This window comes from Undibacterium sp. 5I1 (assembly GCF_034314085.1).
Lineage (GTDB): Bacteria > Pseudomonadota > Gammaproteobacteria > Burkholderiales > Burkholderiaceae_D > Undibacterium.
Window position 1 is genome coordinate 1,261,036 of sequence record NZ_JAVIWI010000001.1, and the last position, 17,829, is coordinate 1,278,864.

Genomic DNA, 17,829 nt, shown 5'->3' on the forward strand with positions numbered 1-17,829 from the left:
CAATGCCTATCTTTGTACAAACCGACGATTTTGATGCCAGTACCGAACTGGCCAAACTCCGTTCAGGCAATCCTGCCATCGGTGCCATCGTCAGCTTTGTTGGTCTGGTGCGCGATCTGAATGACGGCTTGGATATTCATGCCATGGAGCTGGAGCATTATCCCGGCATGACAGAAAAAGCCCTAGAGCAAATTGTTCAGCAAGCCCACGCGCGCTGGCACTTGCTGGACGCTTTGGTGATCCACCGGGTCGGTTCGCTCAAGCCTCTGGATCAGATAGTTTTGGTGGCAGTTGCATCGGCACACCGCGGCGAAGCTTTTGCCGCTTGTGAATTTGTGATGGATTATCTGAAGACGCAGGCACCGTTTTGGAAGAAAGAGCAAACCCCGCAAGGCGCACGCTGGGTTGATGCGCGGGAGACGGATGATAAGGCGCTGGATAAGTGGAAGTAAGAGAGATTTAGCGCCATTAAATTAATACTGGTAATGGGTATATTTTAATCGTCCAGAGAATCATTGGACAATAAGGCATATTTAGTAAAAATAATGGGGAGTATATGTTTTTCTCTCCTGCATTCATTCTCACTCGCTTTTGTATTCACCTGCTTTAACTCTCACCAACCTTGATTGCTCATAATGATGAACACCCTCAGTTTTCTCGCAGTCGGTCTGGGTGCTGCCCTTGGTGCCTGGCTGCGCTGGGGCTTGGGCATCTGGCTTAACGCCACGCATCCATCCTTCCCCATGGGCACCTTACTTGCCAATCTCGGCGGTAGTTACATCATCGGATTATCGGTAGCATTTTTCTCTGCCAATCCGCATCTGTCGCCCGAATGGCGCTTGCTGGTGATTACCGGATTTTTGGGCGGCTTGACGACGTTCTCCACTTTCTCGGCAGAGTCCATGGGGCTATTACAGCGCGGCGATTATGCCGTCGCCCTATTGCACACCAGCCTGCATTTGTTTGGTTCTATTTTGTTGTGTTTCGCCGGATTTGCCAGTTGGCGTGGATTGACTCATTTATCCTGAAATATGGTATTTACAGGGGAGTATGTGCCAATTCATACCTTTACGTCCAAATAATCATTGGACGATTAAAAATACAGTCCCCTAGTATTTATTTTCTATTTAACCTGATTGCACTCACTTATGACTAACTTATCACTGTTCCCACCAATAGAACCCTACAAAACTGGCAGCTTGCAGGTCGATGAATTGCATACCCTGTATTGGGAAGAATGCGGCAATCCCGACGGGCAGCCAGTGCTGTTTTTACATGGCGGACCAGGCGGTGGTACGTCGCCTACGCACCGGCGATTTTTTGATCCGACGCATTACCGTATTGTCCTGTTCGATCAGCGCGGCGCTGGCAAATCTACACCGTTAGGCGAATATCGCAACAACACGACGCCGCTCCTGATCGACGATATTGAAAAAATTCGCGTCATGCTCGGCATCTCCGACTGGCTGGTCTTCGGCGGATCATGGGGCTCCACGCTGGCGCTAGCCTATGGCGAAGCGCATCCGGAACGCTGCCTCGGCTTCATCCTGCGCGGCATCTTCTTGTGCACCAAGGCGGAAGTCGATTGGTTCGTCAACGGCATGGGCAATTTTTATCCCGAAGTGCATCAGCGCTTTGCCGACGCCATTCCCGCAGAAGAACGCCACGATCTGCTGCAAGCCTACGTAAAGCGCCTGTTTTGTGACGACCCGGCAATCTACATGGAAGCCGCCCGCAACTGGAGCCGCTACGAAGGATCATGCCTGTTCCTAGAGCCGCAGCCGCAAGCGATTGAAGACTTTGAATCCGACGCCATCAGCCTCGGCATCGGTCGTTTAGAAGCACATTACATGCTGCACGCAGCCTTCATGGAAGAAGACCAGTTGATTCAGCAAATTGGCAAAATCCGCCATCTGCCAGCCGTTATCGTGCAAGGCCGCTACGACGTCATCTGCCCACCAGTATCAGCCTACCGCCTGCATCAGGCCTGGCCAGAAGCCGCCTACCACGTGATTGGCGATGCGGGGCATGCTGCGATGGAGCCGGGGATTGCGAGTGCGTTGGTGAAGGCGACGGAGGAATTTAAAACTGGTGGGCGGTTTTTTTAGGGAATTCAATTTTGTGAGCTAGATCGAATTTGCTCCATGGCAATGCGTAACTAGTTGAAGTAAAGCTAATCGGACTGCGTAGCTTCTTGCGCAGGTTCGATCGACCATAGGGTTTGAAGATATTCCCAATGAATATCCAACCATTCAAATACCGCCGCCAAGCGCAATGAGAAAAGCGCTGAGTTATCGCGTTTCTTTTCTAAAATTATTCCCGCGGGATAAGCGATATCAAAACCATCCGTGGTTGGATTATAGTCGGTAACTTTCTGCAGCAAGCCGCCGCTAATCCCGTGAAGATCAGGAATGTCCGCGTGAGTACGCGCTCCTTGAATCTGGCCGGTTTTTGTTAAGCATGTTGCAATGTGGTATCGCTCGCAAAAATTCTTATATGGAAATGACCGCGCGCTAACGTCCGTGACGGTATAACGCATACCTTCGGATCGGAACTCTCCAAGAATTTTTGCTGTTTTATTAACCGCCTTTGTATTCCTTGAATGGGGGAAGCCAATTGCCTGAAACAATGGTGAGGGAACTGAATTGCCAGCCAGATACTTATCAATCGTTATGAATTTATCCAGAATGCAATCCTTAACAAGCCCTTCTGGAAGAGGGATAGCCGCCAAATCGAGAGGGTCATCATCCCTGCTCGGAAATATTGAGCAGTCTGAAAGAAATGCGGGAAGCCCTCCGACTTCGTAGAACGTTTTCTCGAAATATATGAATGTCTTTTCTCCTTTTAGGCTCTCCATGACGTGTGCAGCAGTTATGAAAAACATTTGGGTACGGTGCATTACAAGTACTGCGCTACCAACGGATTGGTATTTTTTTTTGTCGTTATTATATGAATAGAAAGGTATTACTGAATCGCTGTACATGGGTTTTTCTAATGTTTGAATTAACCGGTCTGCACGGCTTTTCACGCATGTCCGGTTGAATGATGGGTTATACCTTTGTGTTATCCAGCGGAGGCGGCACAATATCTCTGAAGTATGAAAATTTCGGATTGTAGTTATATGCGTTTTTTACATCTAACGCCACACCATCAGCGCTATCGTAGAGGTTACCTCCCGTTATGTTCATCAATTCTAAACGGGTAAATACATCTGAAGTCGCTGCTTGGTTTATGAATATTTTCGTAAGTATGGGCTTGCCGGGTCTTGTTTCCACACCGTTAAAGAAGGAAGTCTCTACTTTCTTTTCTATGTAGTCTTCAAGGTCTACTAAGCCCATATTCCCATAACAAAGCGTGTCGTAAATAAAGCAACCTAGCTGCCGTTGCATTCGTTTGTTAGAACGTCCAGGGAATGGAATGAATTGTAGACAATTTGTGGGAAATCCGTTCTTGAAGTCTTCAGCCTTGGTATATTGAAATTCATGGATCGCTTTATAGTATTTATCGATGCTGTCCATCGAGTTGTGAATTTCTCTCGCCCATGCTTCTGCGAGTTGCTTAATGTTCAATGCGTAGACCACAGAATATGCCGCTTTTTCCCTTAGCACTCGTGTCCCATTGAACGCAAAAAACAATGCGACGTAAGGAGAGTAGGAAAAATCTAAGCAAGGAGTTGGGACGCCATGATGTCTCCCATGCTCCAGTGCTTCAAATCTGTTCGTGTGATCAAATGAATCGATGCCCAGTTTTTCTAAGCCAACTCTGTACGCTGTGAGCGCTTCATCAATATCAGACTTCCAATCTTCATGAGGGGTTGAACAGTGCCTTTGCCAAGTGTTTACGAGACGGTATGAACTATTTTCATGTCCCCGGAATACGAAAGTATCGTTTGGCTCATGAGCCAGTGCCTCAAGAAATGCAATTGCTCCTTTTGCATTTTGAAAACGTTTTGTGACTATACTTATAATTTTGTCATAAAGGCATAACGTGATTTAATTTTCTTTTTGCAATAATAACCGTCCGAGGAAAAATAGCAAACTTGCTCTAGATATCGTGAAACGCTGATGAACGCTAGATATATTTGGTTGTACTGATTAAATGCACAGTATAACCAAATACACAAAAACACAAAAACATCACACCTACAAAATCACGTTTATCAGTTCAACATCACATCTTTATAGGCAGAAGCCACGTGCATGATTATGTCTAAATACTGATCTGCAACTGAATATAGAGTAAGCAATGTCAGCTTTATACGATCAAAATGCACCCAAAAAAACAACAAACCTGAGCATCAATAGTGATTTTCTCAAACGTGCTGGCGACTTGGATATTAATTTTTTCAGCATCTTAGAAGTGGCGCTGATTAATCAAATGAAGTTGAAACAGGCTGAACTTTGGTTGGCGCAAAAACCGGAATGCTATTACTGCACAAAACGAATCCATAGACAAGGGCGGCGTGTTCAGCGATGGTCTTCGGAGTTTTTGATGTCTCAGTTCATCGTTGATGAAAATAAAAATCCGTAAATTGATTGGCGCTGCTGCCACGGCAATTAATTGATGCAGTGGCAGCGCAATGGCAACATATTGCGGTAAATTTTTAGCGGTTGTTCCGCGACATAAATACCAGACGTTCGAACAGATGTACGTCTTGCTCGTTCTTGAGCAAGGCTCCGTGCAGTGGCGGCACTGCTAGTTTGTTGTCTTTGCTGCGCAGTGCTTCTGCCGGGATGTCTTCTGCCAAAAGCAGTTTGAGCCAGTCGATCAGTTCTGATGTGGATGGTTTCTTTTTCAGACCACTGACTTCGCGGACTTCATAAAAAGTTTGTAGCGCGCTGGCGAGCAGATCGCTTTTTAATTTTGGGAAGTGGACATCGACGATTTTTTGCATCGTCTCTTTTTCCGGGAACTTGATGTAATGGAAAAAGCAACGACGCAGGAAGGCATCGGGCAATTCTTTTTCGTTATTTGATGTGATGATGACCAACGGGCGATGTACGGCGCGCACCATTTCGCGGGTTTCGTAGACATAGAATTCCATGCGGTCTAATTCGCGCAGCAAATCGTTCGGGAATTCAATATCTGCTTTATCGATTTCATCAATCAGCAAGACGACTGGCTGATCGGCGGTAAATGCTTGCCACAAGACGCCTTTGACGATGTAGTTGTGGATGTCTTTAACGCGCTCGTCACCTAATTGCGAATCGCGCAGACGCGATACGGCGTCGTATTCATACAAACCTTGTTGCGCTTTGGTGGTGGATTTAATGTGCCACTGCAGGAGCGGCATATTGAGTGCCGCCGCGACTTCTTCTGCTAGCATGGTTTTGCCGGTGCCGGGCTCACCTTTGATCAGCAATGGGCGTTGCAGGGTGAGGGCGGCATTGACTGCCAGTTTCAAATCATCGGTCGCGACATAATTTTGTGCGCCATCAAAGCGGGTAGGCTGTGTCATGGTCTGGTCGGATTCAGTGGTTTATAGGGAAGTGGTCTAGTTGGAGCAGATTGATCATTAGCTTGTTGTTGTGCAACAGCGATAATTGAGTATAAGCGAGAACGCCATTTGTTGTGAACGACTGTTCTATTTTTGCTGCTGTTGCCTAAGGCTAGATGGTCGCCTGAGCTGCTGTCTGTCGTTTTTATTACGTAAAAACGTTCAGAAATTGGTAGTTTATGTGTGGCAAGCGCGCTATTCATAGGCAAATTGCAAGGTAATCAGCTAAAATACTGCTTTGGATTAACCCGCCCTTTAGATCATTCACTCCTCGATAATATGAAAAAATTGTTCACACAGTTGTTCGCAATTCTCACCCTGGTGAGTGTCGCCCAGGCTGCTTCTGCGGCAGATGTGGTTGGCAATGCCAAGGCCGCTGAAAATAAAGTCGCTATGTGTATTGGTTGCCACGCTATTGCTGGTTATAAGGCAACTTATCCTGAAGTTTTCCAAGTGCCGATGATTGGTGGTCAATCTGCCAAGTACATCGAAAGCGCTTTGCAAGCGTATCGCAAAGGTGACCGCAAGCATCCAACGATGCGCGGTATTGCTGGCAGCATGTCTGATCAAGATATTGCTGATTTGGCGGCTTATTACTCAATGCAAAAATAAGTATAAAAATAAGAATAGGAGCCATTATGAAAAAATTCACTTTATCGGTTTTGTTGTTGTCCGCTATCTCAGGAACGTCAGCCAGTGCTTTTGCGGGTGGCGATATTGCAGCGGGTAAAGCTGCTACTGAAAAAGCAGCGTGTTTTGCTTGCCACGGTAAGGATTACAATTCGCCAATCGATCCAACTTATCCAAAATTGGCTGGTCAGCATCAGGATTACATCGCTCATGCGTTAAAGGCGTATCAGCATGGTGTCAATGCACCGAATGGTCGTGGCAATGCGATCATGGGTGGACAGGCAAAAGCCTTGTCTAATACCGATATCGAAAACATCTCCGCATATCTGAGCAGCTTGCCCGGTAGCCTGGTGATGAAGAAATAAGTATCGTCTGTTTGCTTGATGCAAAAAAAAAGCCACGGTCGTCGTGGCTTTTTTTATGTGAGATTGGATCAGCGTGCGCGTTGATTTAAAGCGTCGATATACGCCGCACCGTCGGGCGGCATGCCTGTGCGTTGCGAAGTCCAGATCATTTCGCCCAGACACTCCATGATCTGATGATGGGCGTCATGTTCGGAGTTGGTTTTTTGCGCCAGACGCTGAAATGCGAACCGCACGCCTGCAGGTTGATCTACCGAGATTTGTTCGCTGATCGTTAAGTGCATGGACAAATGCAAAAAGGGATTCGTCTCTCCTTGCATGACGCTGTAATCGGCGGCCAAGGCGGAATCCAGATCACTAAATACCTCGTGGTATTCAGGATGCTGATTGATCCAGTCGGCGGCAATACTTTCGAGCGGGGTTAAAATTTCTCTTGCATGAGATTTGCGGTGAGTCTCGCAAAAAAAGCGGCGTACATCGTCTTGGCTTGGGGTGAACATGGCAGGCAATAAAATCGAGAATGCCCTTATTGTACGATTATTTGAGTTTGTCGAATTGAGGTTTGGTCTGGAGTATCATTCGCCAGCCATAGGACGCTTCAGAAAGCGCTGCGATACCGCAGCCAACACTGGACTGCCCACGTGAGCTTTCGCTGTGCTTTTATCGATCAACAGGAGAAACACCATGCTGACTACCGAACATCTGGATACCTTATTTACCAAAGCCCGCACCCATAATGAATGGCTGGACAAGCCTGTAAGCGACGCTCAATTGCAGCAGATTTATGATTTGATGAAATGGGGCTCGACCTCGGCAAATTGTTCACCCGCACGTGTGATTTTTGTTAAAAGTACAGAAGAAAAAACCAAGCTACTCGCTTGCATGGCACCAGGCAATGTGGAGAAAACCAAGACTGCGCCAGTGTCCGCCATCATCGGTATGGATATGGCGTTTTATGAACAACTGCCAAAGTTATTTCCGCACGCGGATGCACGTTCTTGGTTTGTCGGCAATCAGGGTTTGATTGATGCGACGGCATTTCGCAACTCGTCATTACAAGGCGCTTATCTGATGCTGGCGGCACGGGCAATCGGTTTGGACTGCGGCCCGATGTCGGGTTTTGATCCGGATAAAGTCAATGCGACCTTCTTCGCTGGCACGGAGGTCAAGGCCAATTTCATTTGCAATCTTGGTTATGGCGATATCGCAAAAGTATTTCCACGTTCGCCACGTCTGGATTTTGAGGAAGCTTGCAAGATCGTTTAAAGCGTTATTGACGCGGTCAATATCTCGGCTGTTTTTTTGTGGCGAGAAAAGCGCAAGAAGCACATTTAACAATGTGGTTTCTGCGTTTTTTTGTGGGTTAAATAAAATACCCTTGGGTAGTATATTTATATTGTCCAATTAATCATTGGACAATCAAGGTATTTTTATGAAAATAATAGGGAGTATGTGGAAGCGTATAGCCTTGCGATGGCATCATTGATCGATGTCGTTTCTATCCGCGATCACTTCCTTCCCTGCGGCTTCCGCCTGGTTGAGCTTTAAGCGCCTTTGGGTAACGGTGTCTTATGTTTGTAGTCGCATAAATCAGCAATCATGCAATTCCAGCATTTGGGTGTGCGTGCCAGGCAGGTATAGCGCCCATGCAAAATAAGCCAGTGATGCGCATCGAGTTTGAATTCTGTCGGGACAAATTTGAGTAATTTTTCTTCGACAATATCGACGTTTTTGCCCGGCGCGATGCCAGTACGATTACTCACACGAAAGATGTGCGTATCCACCGCAATGGTTGGCTCACCAAAAGCGGTGTTCATCACGACATTCGCCGTTTTTCTACCGACGCCTGGCAATGCCTCTAATGCAGCACGTTCTTTGGGAACTTCACTGTGATGTTCTTCAATCAAAATGCGGCAGGTGGCGATAACATTTTTAGCTTTGGTGCGAAACAAACCGATGGTCTGAATATAAGGAATTAGACCATCGACATCCAGCGCCAATATTTTTTCTGGCGTATTAGCCACCGGATACAGCTTGCGCATGGCCTTGTTGACAGACACATCGGTGGATTGCGCCGATAGCAATACGGCAATCAAGAGCTCAAACGGACTGGTGTATTCCAGCTCAGTGGTTGGATGCGGATTTTGCTCTTTAAAACGGCTGAAAATAATCTGGCGTTTGGCTGCGTTCATGTCGGGTCTGGATTTGTATTTTGATCTGAGCTTAGGACTTAGTTTGACTCTAGCTTTTTAAGGCGTGCGCGTTCTATCGCAGCAGTGATGATGGCCTTTTTGCGATCACGATCAGCGATTTGTTCCGGAGTTAGCGTGGGTTCATCCATCAAGGCGTTTAACTTAGCCGTTGCTTTGGAGGCGAGTCTGTCGTCATTTTCTTGTTGTTCTTTTTTGAGTCTATCCTGACGGAAGTGATACGCCTTGCGCGACTGATTTGCCTGCTCTGGCGACCATGCGTCCCAGCCAGTCTTGCCCGGCGTAAGCTCGACCATGCTGATGCAGTCAACCGGGCAGGGCGCGACGCACAGATCACATCCAGTGCACAACATCGGCAATACCGTGTGCATCTGTTTGGCCGCGCCCATGATGGCGTCGACCGGGCAAGCCTGGATACAGAGTGTGCATCCAATGCAGTAGGCTTCATCAATTAAGGCAACAGGTCTTGGCCTTTCGTGTCCGTGGCTGACATCCAGGGCAATCACGGGCTTGCCGAGTAAGTTGGCTAAGCGCCGTATGCCTTCCTGGCCGCCGGGTGGGCATTGATTGTAATTGGCGCTGGCATTGGCGATCGCCTCGGCATAAGGGCGGCATGCTGGGTAACCGCACTTAGTACACTGAGTTTGCGGCAATAGATCTTCTATTTGATCGGCAAGATTGAGTATGGGAATCACAAGCTGGAAATGTTTGCATCAACGGAAGCACTCATTATCCGTCTAAATACGATGCACATAAAAAAATAATCAAATAATCAGAATCGATTTTGAAAAGACTAAAAAATCCGGCAAGTATTTGCAGGCTTTTTTCGCCTGCAAATACTTGCCGGATTGATGTTATTACACCTTGCTAATTGGATATAGGCAAATTAAGAGTGTTCTTTAATGAATTCTGCAATCTTCGGTGCGATGACTTCGCGCCAGCGTCGGCCAGCAAAAATACCATAGTGACCGCATCCTGGTGCCACAAAATCTTGTTTCATCTTGGCAGGAATTCCACTACACAAATCATGTGCAGCCTGAGTTTGACCAGCGCCGGAAATATCGTCCAATTCACCCTCAACTGTGAACAGTGCAACGGTTTTGATATCTTGTGGACGAACTAATTTACCTTCCACATCCCAGGTGCCTTTTGGTAAATCAAAATCTTGGAAAACAATTTTAATGGTTTCTAAGTAGTATTCAGCTGGCATGTCCAATACCGCATTGTATTCATCATAAAACTTACGGTGTTGCTCTGCAGACTCGTCATCACCTTTCATCAGATGTTGGAAGAAATCCCAGTGACTTTGTGCATGGCGATCAGGGTTCATTGCAACAAATCCAGCATGCTGCAAAAAGCCGGGGTAAACCTTGCGACCGTAACCAGGATGATTGGCGGGTACGCTATAAATTACGGTATTTTCAAACCAAGAGAATTTCTTTTCCGTTGCCAGATCATTGACTTGGGTCGGCGATTTGCGTGGATCTATCGGACCGCCCATCATGGTCATGGTTTTTGGTAATTTAGGATCTTTGGCTGTTGCCATCAGTGAGATAGCAGCCAGTACAGGCACGGTTGGCTGACACACAGAAACTACATGCACATCAGGTCCTAGCAGACGGATGAAATCTTGTACGTAATAAATATAGTCATGTAAATGGAAAGCACCATCGCTTAAAGGCACCATACGAGCATCAATCCAGTCGGTGATATACACATCATGCTGCGACAGCAGGCCACGCACGGTATCGCGTAGCAAAGTGGAATGATGTCCAGACAGTGGAGCCACCAACAAGACTTTAGGCTGCTTTAACTTTGCCAGTTCTTTTTCAGGTAAATTTTTCTTGAAATGTAATAATTTACAAAATGGTTTTTCTACTTCGGTTAACTGTACAACCTCTATCGTTTTATCTTCGATGATCGTTGAAGTGATATCAAACTGTGGTTTTTCGTAATCTTTACCAAGGCGATAAACCAGCTCATACGCAGCGGCAATACGTTGTGCGTATGGCGAATGTGCAAGAGGTGAAATTGGATTAGAAAAAAGCTTAGAGGACGCTTCTGCCCATTGTGTTATTGGGTTAAGAAACGCACGATTCAATTCATGAAATTGATAAAGCATGATGATCTCTTTCTGCTAGGTGTATCAACTTAGGATTAGAGAAATTACTCTACCTTATTGCAATGCATCATAAACCAGTTTGGAAAATTTGGGGCAAAGCCAAACATTTGACTGTTGTTGTCGTGTAAATTAGTGTTAAATGTTTAATTTAATTACAAGATGATGAGTTCTGCACGATAAATCAAGCACTTATTTCTGTTGAAGCGATTTATCTATTGAAATGCATCAGGTCTTGCGTTGTAAAATTTAATTGAAATATTGCATGTGCACTAGGTATTAAAATCAAAGCAGCCTGTCCATAGCGTATTTTTTTACCCTCATTTTTTGGGGGGAATTAACATGAGGCTACAGAATGAATGATCACACCTCTTCCGTCGAATTTGATTGGCATCAACGTTGTTACGACGCGCTAGATTTTATGCGTGATCGCGCTGATGATGGTCGCGATGTTGCCGCAGAAATTCTATTGCAAGCGGAAGAAAAAGATGACCAGGTCATGCGGCTAAGTGCAGAATTACTGTATGCCTTTGCCAATTTCTTTGATAAAAAAATTGACTTAGCAGAGCCTGAATTTGCTCGTCTGGCAAAGCAATTTGAGATCTTGCATGACTGCGACTGCATGCTGATGGCTTTATTCGGATCGGTCGCCGTTTTATATCGACGTGGCCTGACTCGTGAGGCTTACGACATTTGTCATCAGCGTATTTTGCCGCACCTAGATAGCAAGCCTAGTCGCATCGCTATTTTAGTTTTTAATATTCTTGGCATCCTATCCCAGGCACTGGTTTTTACCGAAGAAGCGATCCGTCATTTTTATACCGCTTTGCGCCACGCACGCGCATTTAATATTTCTAATCGGGTCGCACAAGTCACCGCCAATCTTGGTGAGATATTTTATGTTAGCGGCAATGCTGAGGATGCAGAGACCTTATTATTAGAAGCTCGGGATATTGCTAAAGCATCGTCGGAACGGTGGTTGGCACCTTTTATTTCAACCATGTTGGCATTATGCATGGTCTCGCTGAATAAGCACGAGGAAGCCTATCAGACAATTGCTGAATATATCGACGATATAGAAACAGATGAAAGTCTTGATAAAGCCAATCGCGCATTCTTCTTATCGGTAGCCGCTTATACCTTGGCAATGCGTGGACAACTGGCGGAGGCTGATAAGCTTAGCGACACAGCAGTTCAGATGCTTGATCAATTTGAAGATACGCATTTAAAACCCTATACCTGGTGGGTTTGTGGACATCTGCACCGTCGTCATGCACGTTACGGTGATGCCGTTATTCACTTACGTAAAGCGGTCGAAGATATGGGTGGCTATATCTACATGCCGTTGCGGGCGATGAAAGAACTATCAGAAATTTTTGCTGAAACAGGTGATTGGCAACAAGCATTTGATGAGCAAACCCGTTACCTCGATCTGTTTGCTAAAGCACAGGGACAAGCTAGCCGTGTGCATGTGCAAACACTACATATCCGAAATGAGCTGAGGGAGGCCGAGCTAGCCCGAACCATGGCAGAGGAGGCGATTACTGAACGTAAGCAACTGGACGACGAGCTGAAGCGTATGTTATCCGAGCGCGAAACTATCCTCGAAAATTCTATAGTCGGAATGGTGTTTTTGAATAATCAAGGTCGGGTGCAGTGGGTTAATTCACCTTTATGCCAGATTTTTGGTGTTGACCGTGAAACTGTTTTAGGGTCGTCGTTAGAACCTTTTTATCCTACACGTGAACTGTATTTAGAATCAGGCGCGCATGTAAGCGAGGCAGTTATGCGCGGCGCGGCGTATGAAAGTGAATTGCGCATGCGTCGCAGTGACGGCAGTTTATTTTGGGTACATTTCTCTGGTCGTGCTGTTGATAAAAATAATTTATCTCATGGTACGGTCTGGGTAGTAATGGATATTTCTGCCAGGCGACAGTTAGAGGAAGATTTATATAAATCAGAGCAGCATTACCGCCAATTAATCAATAACGTCACAGAAGGCATACTTGTGGTTCAGGGTGGCGGGATTGTATTTGCTAATCCAAGAGTTGAACGACTTACAGGCTATAACGCGGCGGAACTGAAACAAATTCCTTTTATGACGGCGATTTATCCCGATGACAGGGCGATGGTAATGGATCATCATACCCGACGGTTACGTGGGGAAGATGTTGAGCAGTATTACCAATTCAGAATAGAAAATAGTCAGACCAAAGCAATTCATTGGCTGGAGCTATCTGCCGTATTGATTGATTGGGAAGGTGCGCCAGCGACTTTATCTTTTGTGTCGGACGTTACACAAAGAAAAATATTGGAGGCAAAGCTCAAAGAGAGTATGGCAGAACAAATACGTTTGCAGACCTTGCAAATGCAGACCGAACTTAAAGAATCTGAATTGGCACGTTTGCATGCAGAAGAAACGACCGAAGCTAAATCCATGTTTCTTGCAAACATGAGTCATGAAATTCGCACTCCAATGAATGCCATTATCGGGATGGCGCATCTGGCATTAAGAACAGAACTTAGTCCCAAGCAAAAGGATTATGTTGAAAAAATTCATAAAGCGGGGATTTCTTTGCTGGGCATTATTAATGATATTTTAGATTTTTCTAAAATTGAAGCTGGCAAGCTCGATATTGAGCAAGTCGACTTTAATTTGGATGACGTCTTAAATAATATTTCTGCAGTGACCAGTGATAAGGCCTATGAGAAAGGTCTTGAATACTTATTCCGGGCACCGTCACGTATCCCACGTCATCTTGTAGGTGACCCTTTGCGGCTAGGTCAGGTATTGATCAACTTGATTAATAATGCAATCAAATTTACCGAGCACGGTGAAATCTGTGTCAACTGTGAGCAAGTCGAATCACAAGGTGACAGAATTAAATTAAAATTTATGGTGACCGATACCGGCATTGGGATGACTGAGGCACAATCTGCGAAACTGTTCCGTGCGTTTAGTCAGGCCGATGAATCTACCACTCGTAAATTTGGTGGTACCGGTCTTGGACTGTCAATTTCTAAAGGTATGGTTGAATTGATGGGCGGGGACATTGGATTGCGTAGTGAACCGGGTAAAGGCACGTCAGTATATTTCACGGCCTGGTTTGGCTTAGCAGCTCATGCGGAAGAGCGTTTGGTATTGCCAAATGCCATCAATGGCATGCGTTTGCTCGTTGTGGACGACAATCCTGCTGCGGCTGACATTCTCATAGAAATGCTCTCTGCTTTGCAAATCGAAGTTGATCAAGTGTATAGCGGAGCTGCAGCATTGGCTGCCGTGCGCGCAAATGATAGTCAACATCCGTATGACATTGTATTTGCTGATTTACATATGCCAGAAATGGATGGGCTAGAACTTACTACCTATCTAAAACGCGATGGATCATTGTCATTGGAACCCTTAGTTGTTTTGGTCAGCAATCACGGCTACGAGGAATTTAGTCATAGAGAAGATGTCGCTTCACCAGATGGTTTTTTAACAAAGCCAGTAAACGCATCAACTTTAATTGATTGTTTGATTGAGTTAGTTTCGTCTTGTAAAAAATCTGCACCGGCCAATCATGGTGTAGTGGTGCCGCATTTCTCAGATTTACGGGTACTCTTGGTTGAGGATAATGAAATTAATCAGCAGATCGCTGTTGAATTAATGGAGGCATCCGGGATTAAGGTTGATGTTGCAGGCAATGGACGACTCGCCATCAACGCTTTAATGGCGGTTAATGTCAACCACTACGATATCGTTTTCATGGATGTACAAATGCCGGAAATGGATGGGCATGAGGCAACCAATATCATTAGAAAAGATCCACGCTTTAATAATTTACCTGTCGTCGCCATGACTGCACACGCAATGGTAGAAGAAAAAGAGCGCTGCTTTGCATCAGGTATGGATGCGCATCTGGCAAAACCGATTAATCCTAAAGAGTTATATAACGCGATTTCTCATTGGTGCCCTGGAAAAATAATGTTGAGTCCTCCAGCTATCCAGGCTACTCGGGAAGATCGTGCTGAGAAATTTGACATTGAAGGACTAAATGTTGAGGAAGGTTTAAGCAGAACACTAGGAAACCGGGCTTTTTACTTTGAGTTGCTAACTCGCTTCTGTGATGACCAAAGAGGAGCAATACAAAAAATTCGTGACGTGGTTGCTACCGACGTTGTACACGCAGAGCGCCTGGCACACACCTTAAAAGGGGTTGCAGGTCTAATCGGTGCCAATGATATACAAGCGCTGGCTGAGTTGTTAGAGACGAGGCTTCATAAAAAAGTCGAAATTACAGAATTAGATACATTGCTGACTCAATCTGAGGATAAACTCAATATCGTCATCAATGCGATCCAAACCAAAATAGCTCAGGATGCTGAGCAACAAACGATCCATATAGTCGTGCAGGAAGTGCCGCAAATTGACCGTGAATCCGTACAAGCAATTTTGGAAAGATGTAGTCAGCTTTTACGCGACTATGATGGCGAAGCGGTTGACTTTATCCTTGATTCAAGTGGCGCTCTCAGTTCGGCTTTGGGTACGGATGCATATAAGTTAATCATGCGTTCAATAAGACAATTTGATTTTGATGCTGCCTTATTAGCCCTTGAGTCGGGAGCTACTTCAAACGCTTATAGTCTGACTTGAAACGATATGCTTAGTACCTGCAGAGCGAAATTAATTAGATGAAATTTAGTTTATATTGGGGACGAAAATGAGCGAGATAGCTGAGCAAAATATGAGGCCAGTAGTATTGATTGTCGATGACACCCCAGACAATATTTCTTTATTATCTGCTTTGCTGAAAGATCAATATAAGATCAAAATCGCCACCAATGGACTTAAGGCTCTACAAATAGCGAACGTATTACCGGCTCCCGATTTGATTTTGCTAGACGTGATGATGCCAGAGATGGATGGTTATGAAACCTGTCGCCGTTTAAAACTAGAGACGGTTACTCAGGACATCCCGATCATTTTTTTGACTGCAAAGAGTCAGGTTCAGGATGAGGAGATGGGCTTGCGTCTCGGCGCCGTTGACTACATCAGCAAACCGATCAGCCCGCCTATAGTCCTGGCTCGTGTCGCTACACAGATCAATCTGGTAAAAGCCAGACAGCAATTACAAAATCAAAATAAAAATCTGGAACATCTGGTAGAAGACCGGACTCGCAAGTTAGCTAAGATGCAGGACGCGATTATTATGGCCATGGCTTCTCTTGCTGAAACCCGTGATAACGAAACAGGAAATCACATTCGCCGTACCCAAAATTATGTTGCAGCGCTAGCCAGAAAATTGAAGAGTCATCCACGCTTCAGTGATTTGCTGACCAATGCCAATATTGAATTGCTTTATAAATCTGCTCCTTTGCATGACATCGGTAAAGTGGGGATACCAGATCATATTTTGCTTAAACCCGGAAAATTGACTTCTGATGAATTCGAGATCATGAAGTTACATACTACCTATGGTCGTGAAACAATTTTGTCCGTAGAGGCATATCTTGGTGAGAGCAATGAGTTCTTACGTTTTGCCAGAGAGATTACCTACTCGCATCAAGAAAAATGGGATGGCTCTGGTTATCCAGAAAATTTATCCGGAGACGCAATCCCGATATCAGCCCGATTAATGGCGGTGGCTGACGTTTATGATGCACTGATTTCTAAACGAGTCTATAAGCCCGCATTTACTCATGATGAAGCGATTGATATCATGCAAAAAGGTAATGGCACACATTTTGATCCTGACATACTCAATGCATTCTTGTTGATTACCGAAGAGATTAAAGAAATTGCAGAACAGTTCCGCGAGAGTGAGCATGAGGAGATGATTCTTTAGACGTAAAAAAACCGTAGCTCGCTACGGTTTTTTTATTTTAAGAACGAAGTTGAATCAATGATTAACTACAACAATTTTCAGTCAAAAACTGGTGTTTCAACACCCAGAATTTTGTGTAGTTTAGGCGAGGTTGTGGTGTATTGCATGTGAATTTTCTTGTCAGGGAAAATATATGGTGCTGCGCCAAATGCTGCCAGTGCTGCTTCGTGAAAGCCAGACAAAATCAGTTTCTTTTTGCCTGGATAAGTATTGATATCGCCGACGGCAAAAATACCCGGCACGTTGGTTTCAAATTTCTCTGTATTCACTACTTTGAGCTGTTTGCGTTCAATATCCAGACCCCATTCAGCAATAGGGCCAAGCTTTGGCGACAGTCCGAAGAACACCAGCAAATTATCCACTGGCATGCGACGCGTTACGCCATCTGCACCGGTGATTTTAATCTCTGATAGCAGATCGTCTTTAGTTTCGATACCGGTCACTTGGCCGATCACTAATTGCATCTCGTAGTTATCGCACAATTCTTTCATTTTGGCGACAGATGCGGGTGCTGCGCGGAAGTCGTCACGGCGATGTAACACCACGACAGATTCTGCTTTACCAACCAGATTCAATGCCCAATCTAAGGCAGAGTCACCGCCGCCGCAGATCACTAGATTTTTGCCGTGGAATTTGCTTGGGTCTTTTACGCGGTAAAACACCTGGCTATTCTCAAAAGCTTCAATACCCTCGACTTTTAAGGTGCGCGGCTGGAAAGAACCAACACCAGCTGCGATAAAAATAGTTTTTGTGATGAAGCGCGTGCCGACCGATGTTTCCAGATTGAAGCGACCATCTTCACGACGCTCGACCAGATTTACTTCTTGTCCAAGATGGAAGGTCGGCTCAAATGGTTCAATTTGTTTGAGTAAATTGTCAGTCAATTCTTGGCCTGTACAAACAGGCACAGCCGGAATATCGTAAATCGGTTTGTCTGGGTACAGTTCTACACATTGGCCGCCAACAACGGCGAGTGAATCGATGACATGTGCTTTGATCTCTAATAAGCCGAGTTCAAATACTTGGAACAGACCGACTGGACCAGCGCCGATAATGACGGCATCTGCTTCGATGACGCCGGTTGCTGGATTTGCTTTATTGTTTTCCATACGACTTGGTATTTCCTGATATTGATTGAGACAGT

Annotated in this window: 17 protein-coding genes and 2 pseudogenes; 10 read left to right on the plus strand and 9 right to left on the minus strand. The window is 45.4% G+C overall.

The genetic code is table 11. The annotated features are described in order from the left end of the window. Positions 1-2: 2 nt before the first annotated feature. The 3 genes from moaE (at position 3) to pip (ending at position 2,108) form a co-directional block, all read left to right on the plus strand. A complete protein-coding gene (moaE, locus tag RGU72_RS05685; protein WP_322118807.1) occupies positions 3-452 on the plus strand; it encodes a molybdopterin synthase catalytic subunit MoaE in 450 nt (149 codons plus the stop codon). A 183-nt stretch (positions 453-635) separates the two neighbouring features. Further along, positions 636-1,028 (plus strand): fluoride efflux transporter CrcB, encoded by a 393-nt coding sequence (gene crcB / locus RGU72_RS05690; RefSeq protein ID WP_322118808.1) that lies wholly within the window; start codon positions 636-638, stop codon positions 1,026-1,028. A gap of 120 nt (positions 1,029-1,148) precedes the next feature. Further along, positions 1,149-2,108 carry a prolyl aminopeptidase gene (pip, locus tag RGU72_RS05695; RefSeq protein WP_322118809.1) on the plus strand — a complete coding sequence of 320 codons (960 nt, stop codon included), beginning with the start codon at positions 1,149-1,151 and terminating at the stop codon, positions 2,106-2,108. 65 nt (positions 2,109-2,173) lie between these two features. On the opposite strand, the gene RGU72_RS05700 is transcribed toward pip, so the two are convergent. The 3 genes and pseudogenes from RGU72_RS05700 to RGU72_RS21380 form a co-directional block, all read right to left on the minus strand. Further along, positions 2,174-3,028, minus strand: coding sequence for a hypothetical protein (locus tag RGU72_RS05700; RefSeq protein WP_322118810.1), 855 nt, complete (start codon positions 3,026-3,028; stop codon positions 2,174-2,176). A 22-nt stretch (positions 3,029-3,050) separates the two neighbouring features. Next, positions 3,051-3,569, minus strand: coding sequence for a hypothetical protein (locus tag RGU72_RS05705; RefSeq protein WP_322118811.1), 519 nt, complete (start codon positions 3,567-3,569; stop codon positions 3,051-3,053). A 54-nt stretch (positions 3,570-3,623) separates the two neighbouring features. Beyond that, positions 3,624-3,992 (minus strand): annotated as a pseudogene (locus RGU72_RS21380) (FRG domain-containing protein); the annotation flags it as partial. Positions 3,993-4,245: 253 nt separating this feature from the next. Between RGU72_RS21380 and RGU72_RS21385 the strand changes: the two are divergent. Next, positions 4,246-4,395, plus strand: a pseudogene (locus RGU72_RS21385) (type II toxin-antitoxin system CcdA family antitoxin); the annotation flags it as partial. Positions 4,396-4,426: 31 nt separating this feature from the next. Next, positions 4,427-4,492 carry a hypothetical protein gene (locus RGU72_RS21390; protein ID WP_369124344.1) on the plus strand — a complete coding sequence of 22 codons (66 nt, stop codon included), beginning with the start codon at positions 4,427-4,429 and terminating at the stop codon, positions 4,490-4,492. Between the two features lie 111 nt (positions 4,493-4,603). Here RGU72_RS21390 and RGU72_RS05715 read toward each other — a convergent pair whose 3' ends face one another. Next, positions 4,604-5,458 carry a MoxR family ATPase gene (locus tag RGU72_RS05715; protein WP_322118813.1) on the minus strand — a complete coding sequence of 285 codons (855 nt, stop codon included), beginning with the start codon at positions 5,456-5,458 and terminating at the stop codon, positions 4,604-4,606. 318 nt (positions 5,459-5,776) lie between these two features. On the opposite strand from RGU72_RS05715, the gene RGU72_RS05720 reads away from it, so the two are divergent. Both RGU72_RS05720 and RGU72_RS05725 read left to right on the plus strand, forming a co-directional pair. Further along, positions 5,777-6,109 carry a c-type cytochrome gene (locus RGU72_RS05720; RefSeq protein ID WP_322118814.1) on the plus strand — a complete coding sequence of 111 codons (333 nt, stop codon included), beginning with the start codon at positions 5,777-5,779 and terminating at the stop codon, positions 6,107-6,109. 26 nt (positions 6,110-6,135) lie between these two features. Further along, complete coding sequence (locus RGU72_RS05725) at positions 6,136-6,492, plus strand: cytochrome c (protein WP_322118815.1); 357 nt, start codon at positions 6,136-6,138, stop codon at positions 6,490-6,492. Positions 6,493-6,560: 68 nt separating this feature from the next. Here the strand turns inward: RGU72_RS05725 and RGU72_RS05730 are convergent, their stop codons facing one another. Beyond that, positions 6,561-6,989, minus strand: coding sequence for a DUF1841 family protein (locus RGU72_RS05730; RefSeq protein ID WP_322118816.1), 429 nt, complete (start codon positions 6,987-6,989; stop codon positions 6,561-6,563). A gap of 184 nt (positions 6,990-7,173) precedes the next feature. Between RGU72_RS05730 and RGU72_RS05735 the strand changes: the two genes are divergently transcribed. Beyond that, positions 7,174-7,755, plus strand: coding sequence for a malonic semialdehyde reductase (locus RGU72_RS05735; protein WP_322118817.1), 582 nt, complete (start codon positions 7,174-7,176; stop codon positions 7,753-7,755). A 278-nt stretch (positions 7,756-8,033) separates the two neighbouring features. On the opposite strand, the gene nth is transcribed toward RGU72_RS05735, so the two are convergent. The 3 genes from nth to RGU72_RS05750 form a co-directional block, all read right to left on the minus strand. Further along, complete coding sequence (nth, locus tag RGU72_RS05740) at positions 8,034-8,681, minus strand: endonuclease III (protein WP_322118818.1); 648 nt, start codon at positions 8,679-8,681, stop codon at positions 8,034-8,036. Between the two features lie 38 nt (positions 8,682-8,719). After that, on the minus strand, positions 8,720-9,394 hold the full coding sequence (rsxB, locus tag RGU72_RS05745) for an electron transport complex subunit RsxB (protein ID WP_322118819.1): 675 nt from the start codon (positions 9,392-9,394) through the stop codon (positions 8,720-8,722). Positions 9,395-9,585: 191 nt separating this feature from the next. After that, positions 9,586-10,821: a polyhydroxyalkanoate depolymerase gene (locus RGU72_RS05750; protein WP_322118820.1), complete on the minus strand. Its 1,236-nt coding sequence runs from the start codon at positions 10,819-10,821 to the stop codon at positions 9,586-9,588. A gap of 352 nt (positions 10,822-11,173) precedes the next feature. Here RGU72_RS05750 and RGU72_RS05755 point away from each other — a divergent pair, with 352 nt between their 5' ends. Both RGU72_RS05755 and RGU72_RS05760 read left to right on the plus strand, forming a co-directional pair. Further along, positions 11,174-15,454, plus strand: a complete 4,281-nt coding sequence (locus RGU72_RS05755) for a response regulator (RefSeq protein WP_322118821.1) — start codon at positions 11,174-11,176, stop codon at positions 15,452-15,454. A gap of 67 nt (positions 15,455-15,521) precedes the next feature. Further along, positions 15,522-16,646 (plus strand): two-component system response regulator, encoded by a 1,125-nt coding sequence (locus RGU72_RS05760; protein ID WP_322118822.1) that lies wholly within the window; start codon positions 15,522-15,524, stop codon positions 16,644-16,646. Positions 16,647-16,723: 77 nt separating this feature from the next. On the opposite strand, the gene RGU72_RS05765 is transcribed toward RGU72_RS05760, so the two are convergent. Continuing rightward, the gene (locus RGU72_RS05765; protein WP_322118823.1) at positions 16,724-17,794 is read right to left on the minus strand and encodes an NAD(P)/FAD-dependent oxidoreductase; all 1,071 of its coding nucleotides are present in this window, start codon (positions 17,792-17,794) and stop codon (positions 16,724-16,726) included. Positions 17,795-17,829 lie beyond the last annotated feature (35 nt).

Coding starts and splice junctions, on each gene's coding strand:
- RGU72_RS05735 (WP_322118817.1), top strand. CDS start 7,174: ATGCTGACTACCGAACATCTGGATACCTTATTTACCAAAGCCCGCACC.
- RGU72_RS05755 (WP_322118821.1), top strand. CDS start 11,174: ATGAATGATCACACCTCTTCCGTCGAATTTGATTGGCATCAACGTTGT.
- moaE (WP_322118807.1), top strand. CDS start 3: ATGCCTATCTTTGTACAAACCGACGATTTTGATGCCAGTACCGAACTG.
- crcB (WP_322118808.1), top strand. CDS start 636: ATGATGAACACCCTCAGTTTTCTCGCAGTCGGTCTGGGTGCTGCCCTT.
- RGU72_RS05760 (WP_322118822.1), top strand. CDS start 15,522: ATGAGCGAGATAGCTGAGCAAAATATGAGGCCAGTAGTATTGATTGTC.
- nth (WP_322118818.1), bottom strand. CDS start 8,681: ATGAACGCAGCCAAACGCCAGATTATTTTCAGCCGTTTTAAAGAGCAA.
- pip (WP_322118809.1), top strand. CDS start 1,149: ATGACTAACTTATCACTGTTCCCACCAATAGAACCCTACAAAACTGGC.
- RGU72_RS05715 (WP_322118813.1), bottom strand. CDS start 5,458: ATGACACAGCCTACCCGCTTTGATGGCGCACAAAATTATGTCGCGACC.
- RGU72_RS05720 (WP_322118814.1), top strand. CDS start 5,777: ATGAAAAAATTGTTCACACAGTTGTTCGCAATTCTCACCCTGGTGAGT.
- RGU72_RS05765 (WP_322118823.1), bottom strand. CDS start 17,794: ATGGAAAACAATAAAGCAAATCCAGCAACCGGCGTCATCGAAGCAGAT.
- RGU72_RS05725 (WP_322118815.1), top strand. CDS start 6,136: ATGAAAAAATTCACTTTATCGGTTTTGTTGTTGTCCGCTATCTCAGGA.
- RGU72_RS05750 (WP_322118820.1), bottom strand. CDS start 10,821: ATGCTTTATCAATTTCATGAATTGAATCGTGCGTTTCTTAACCCAATA.
- RGU72_RS05730 (WP_322118816.1), bottom strand. CDS start 6,989: ATGTTCACCCCAAGCCAAGACGATGTACGCCGCTTTTTTTGCGAGACT.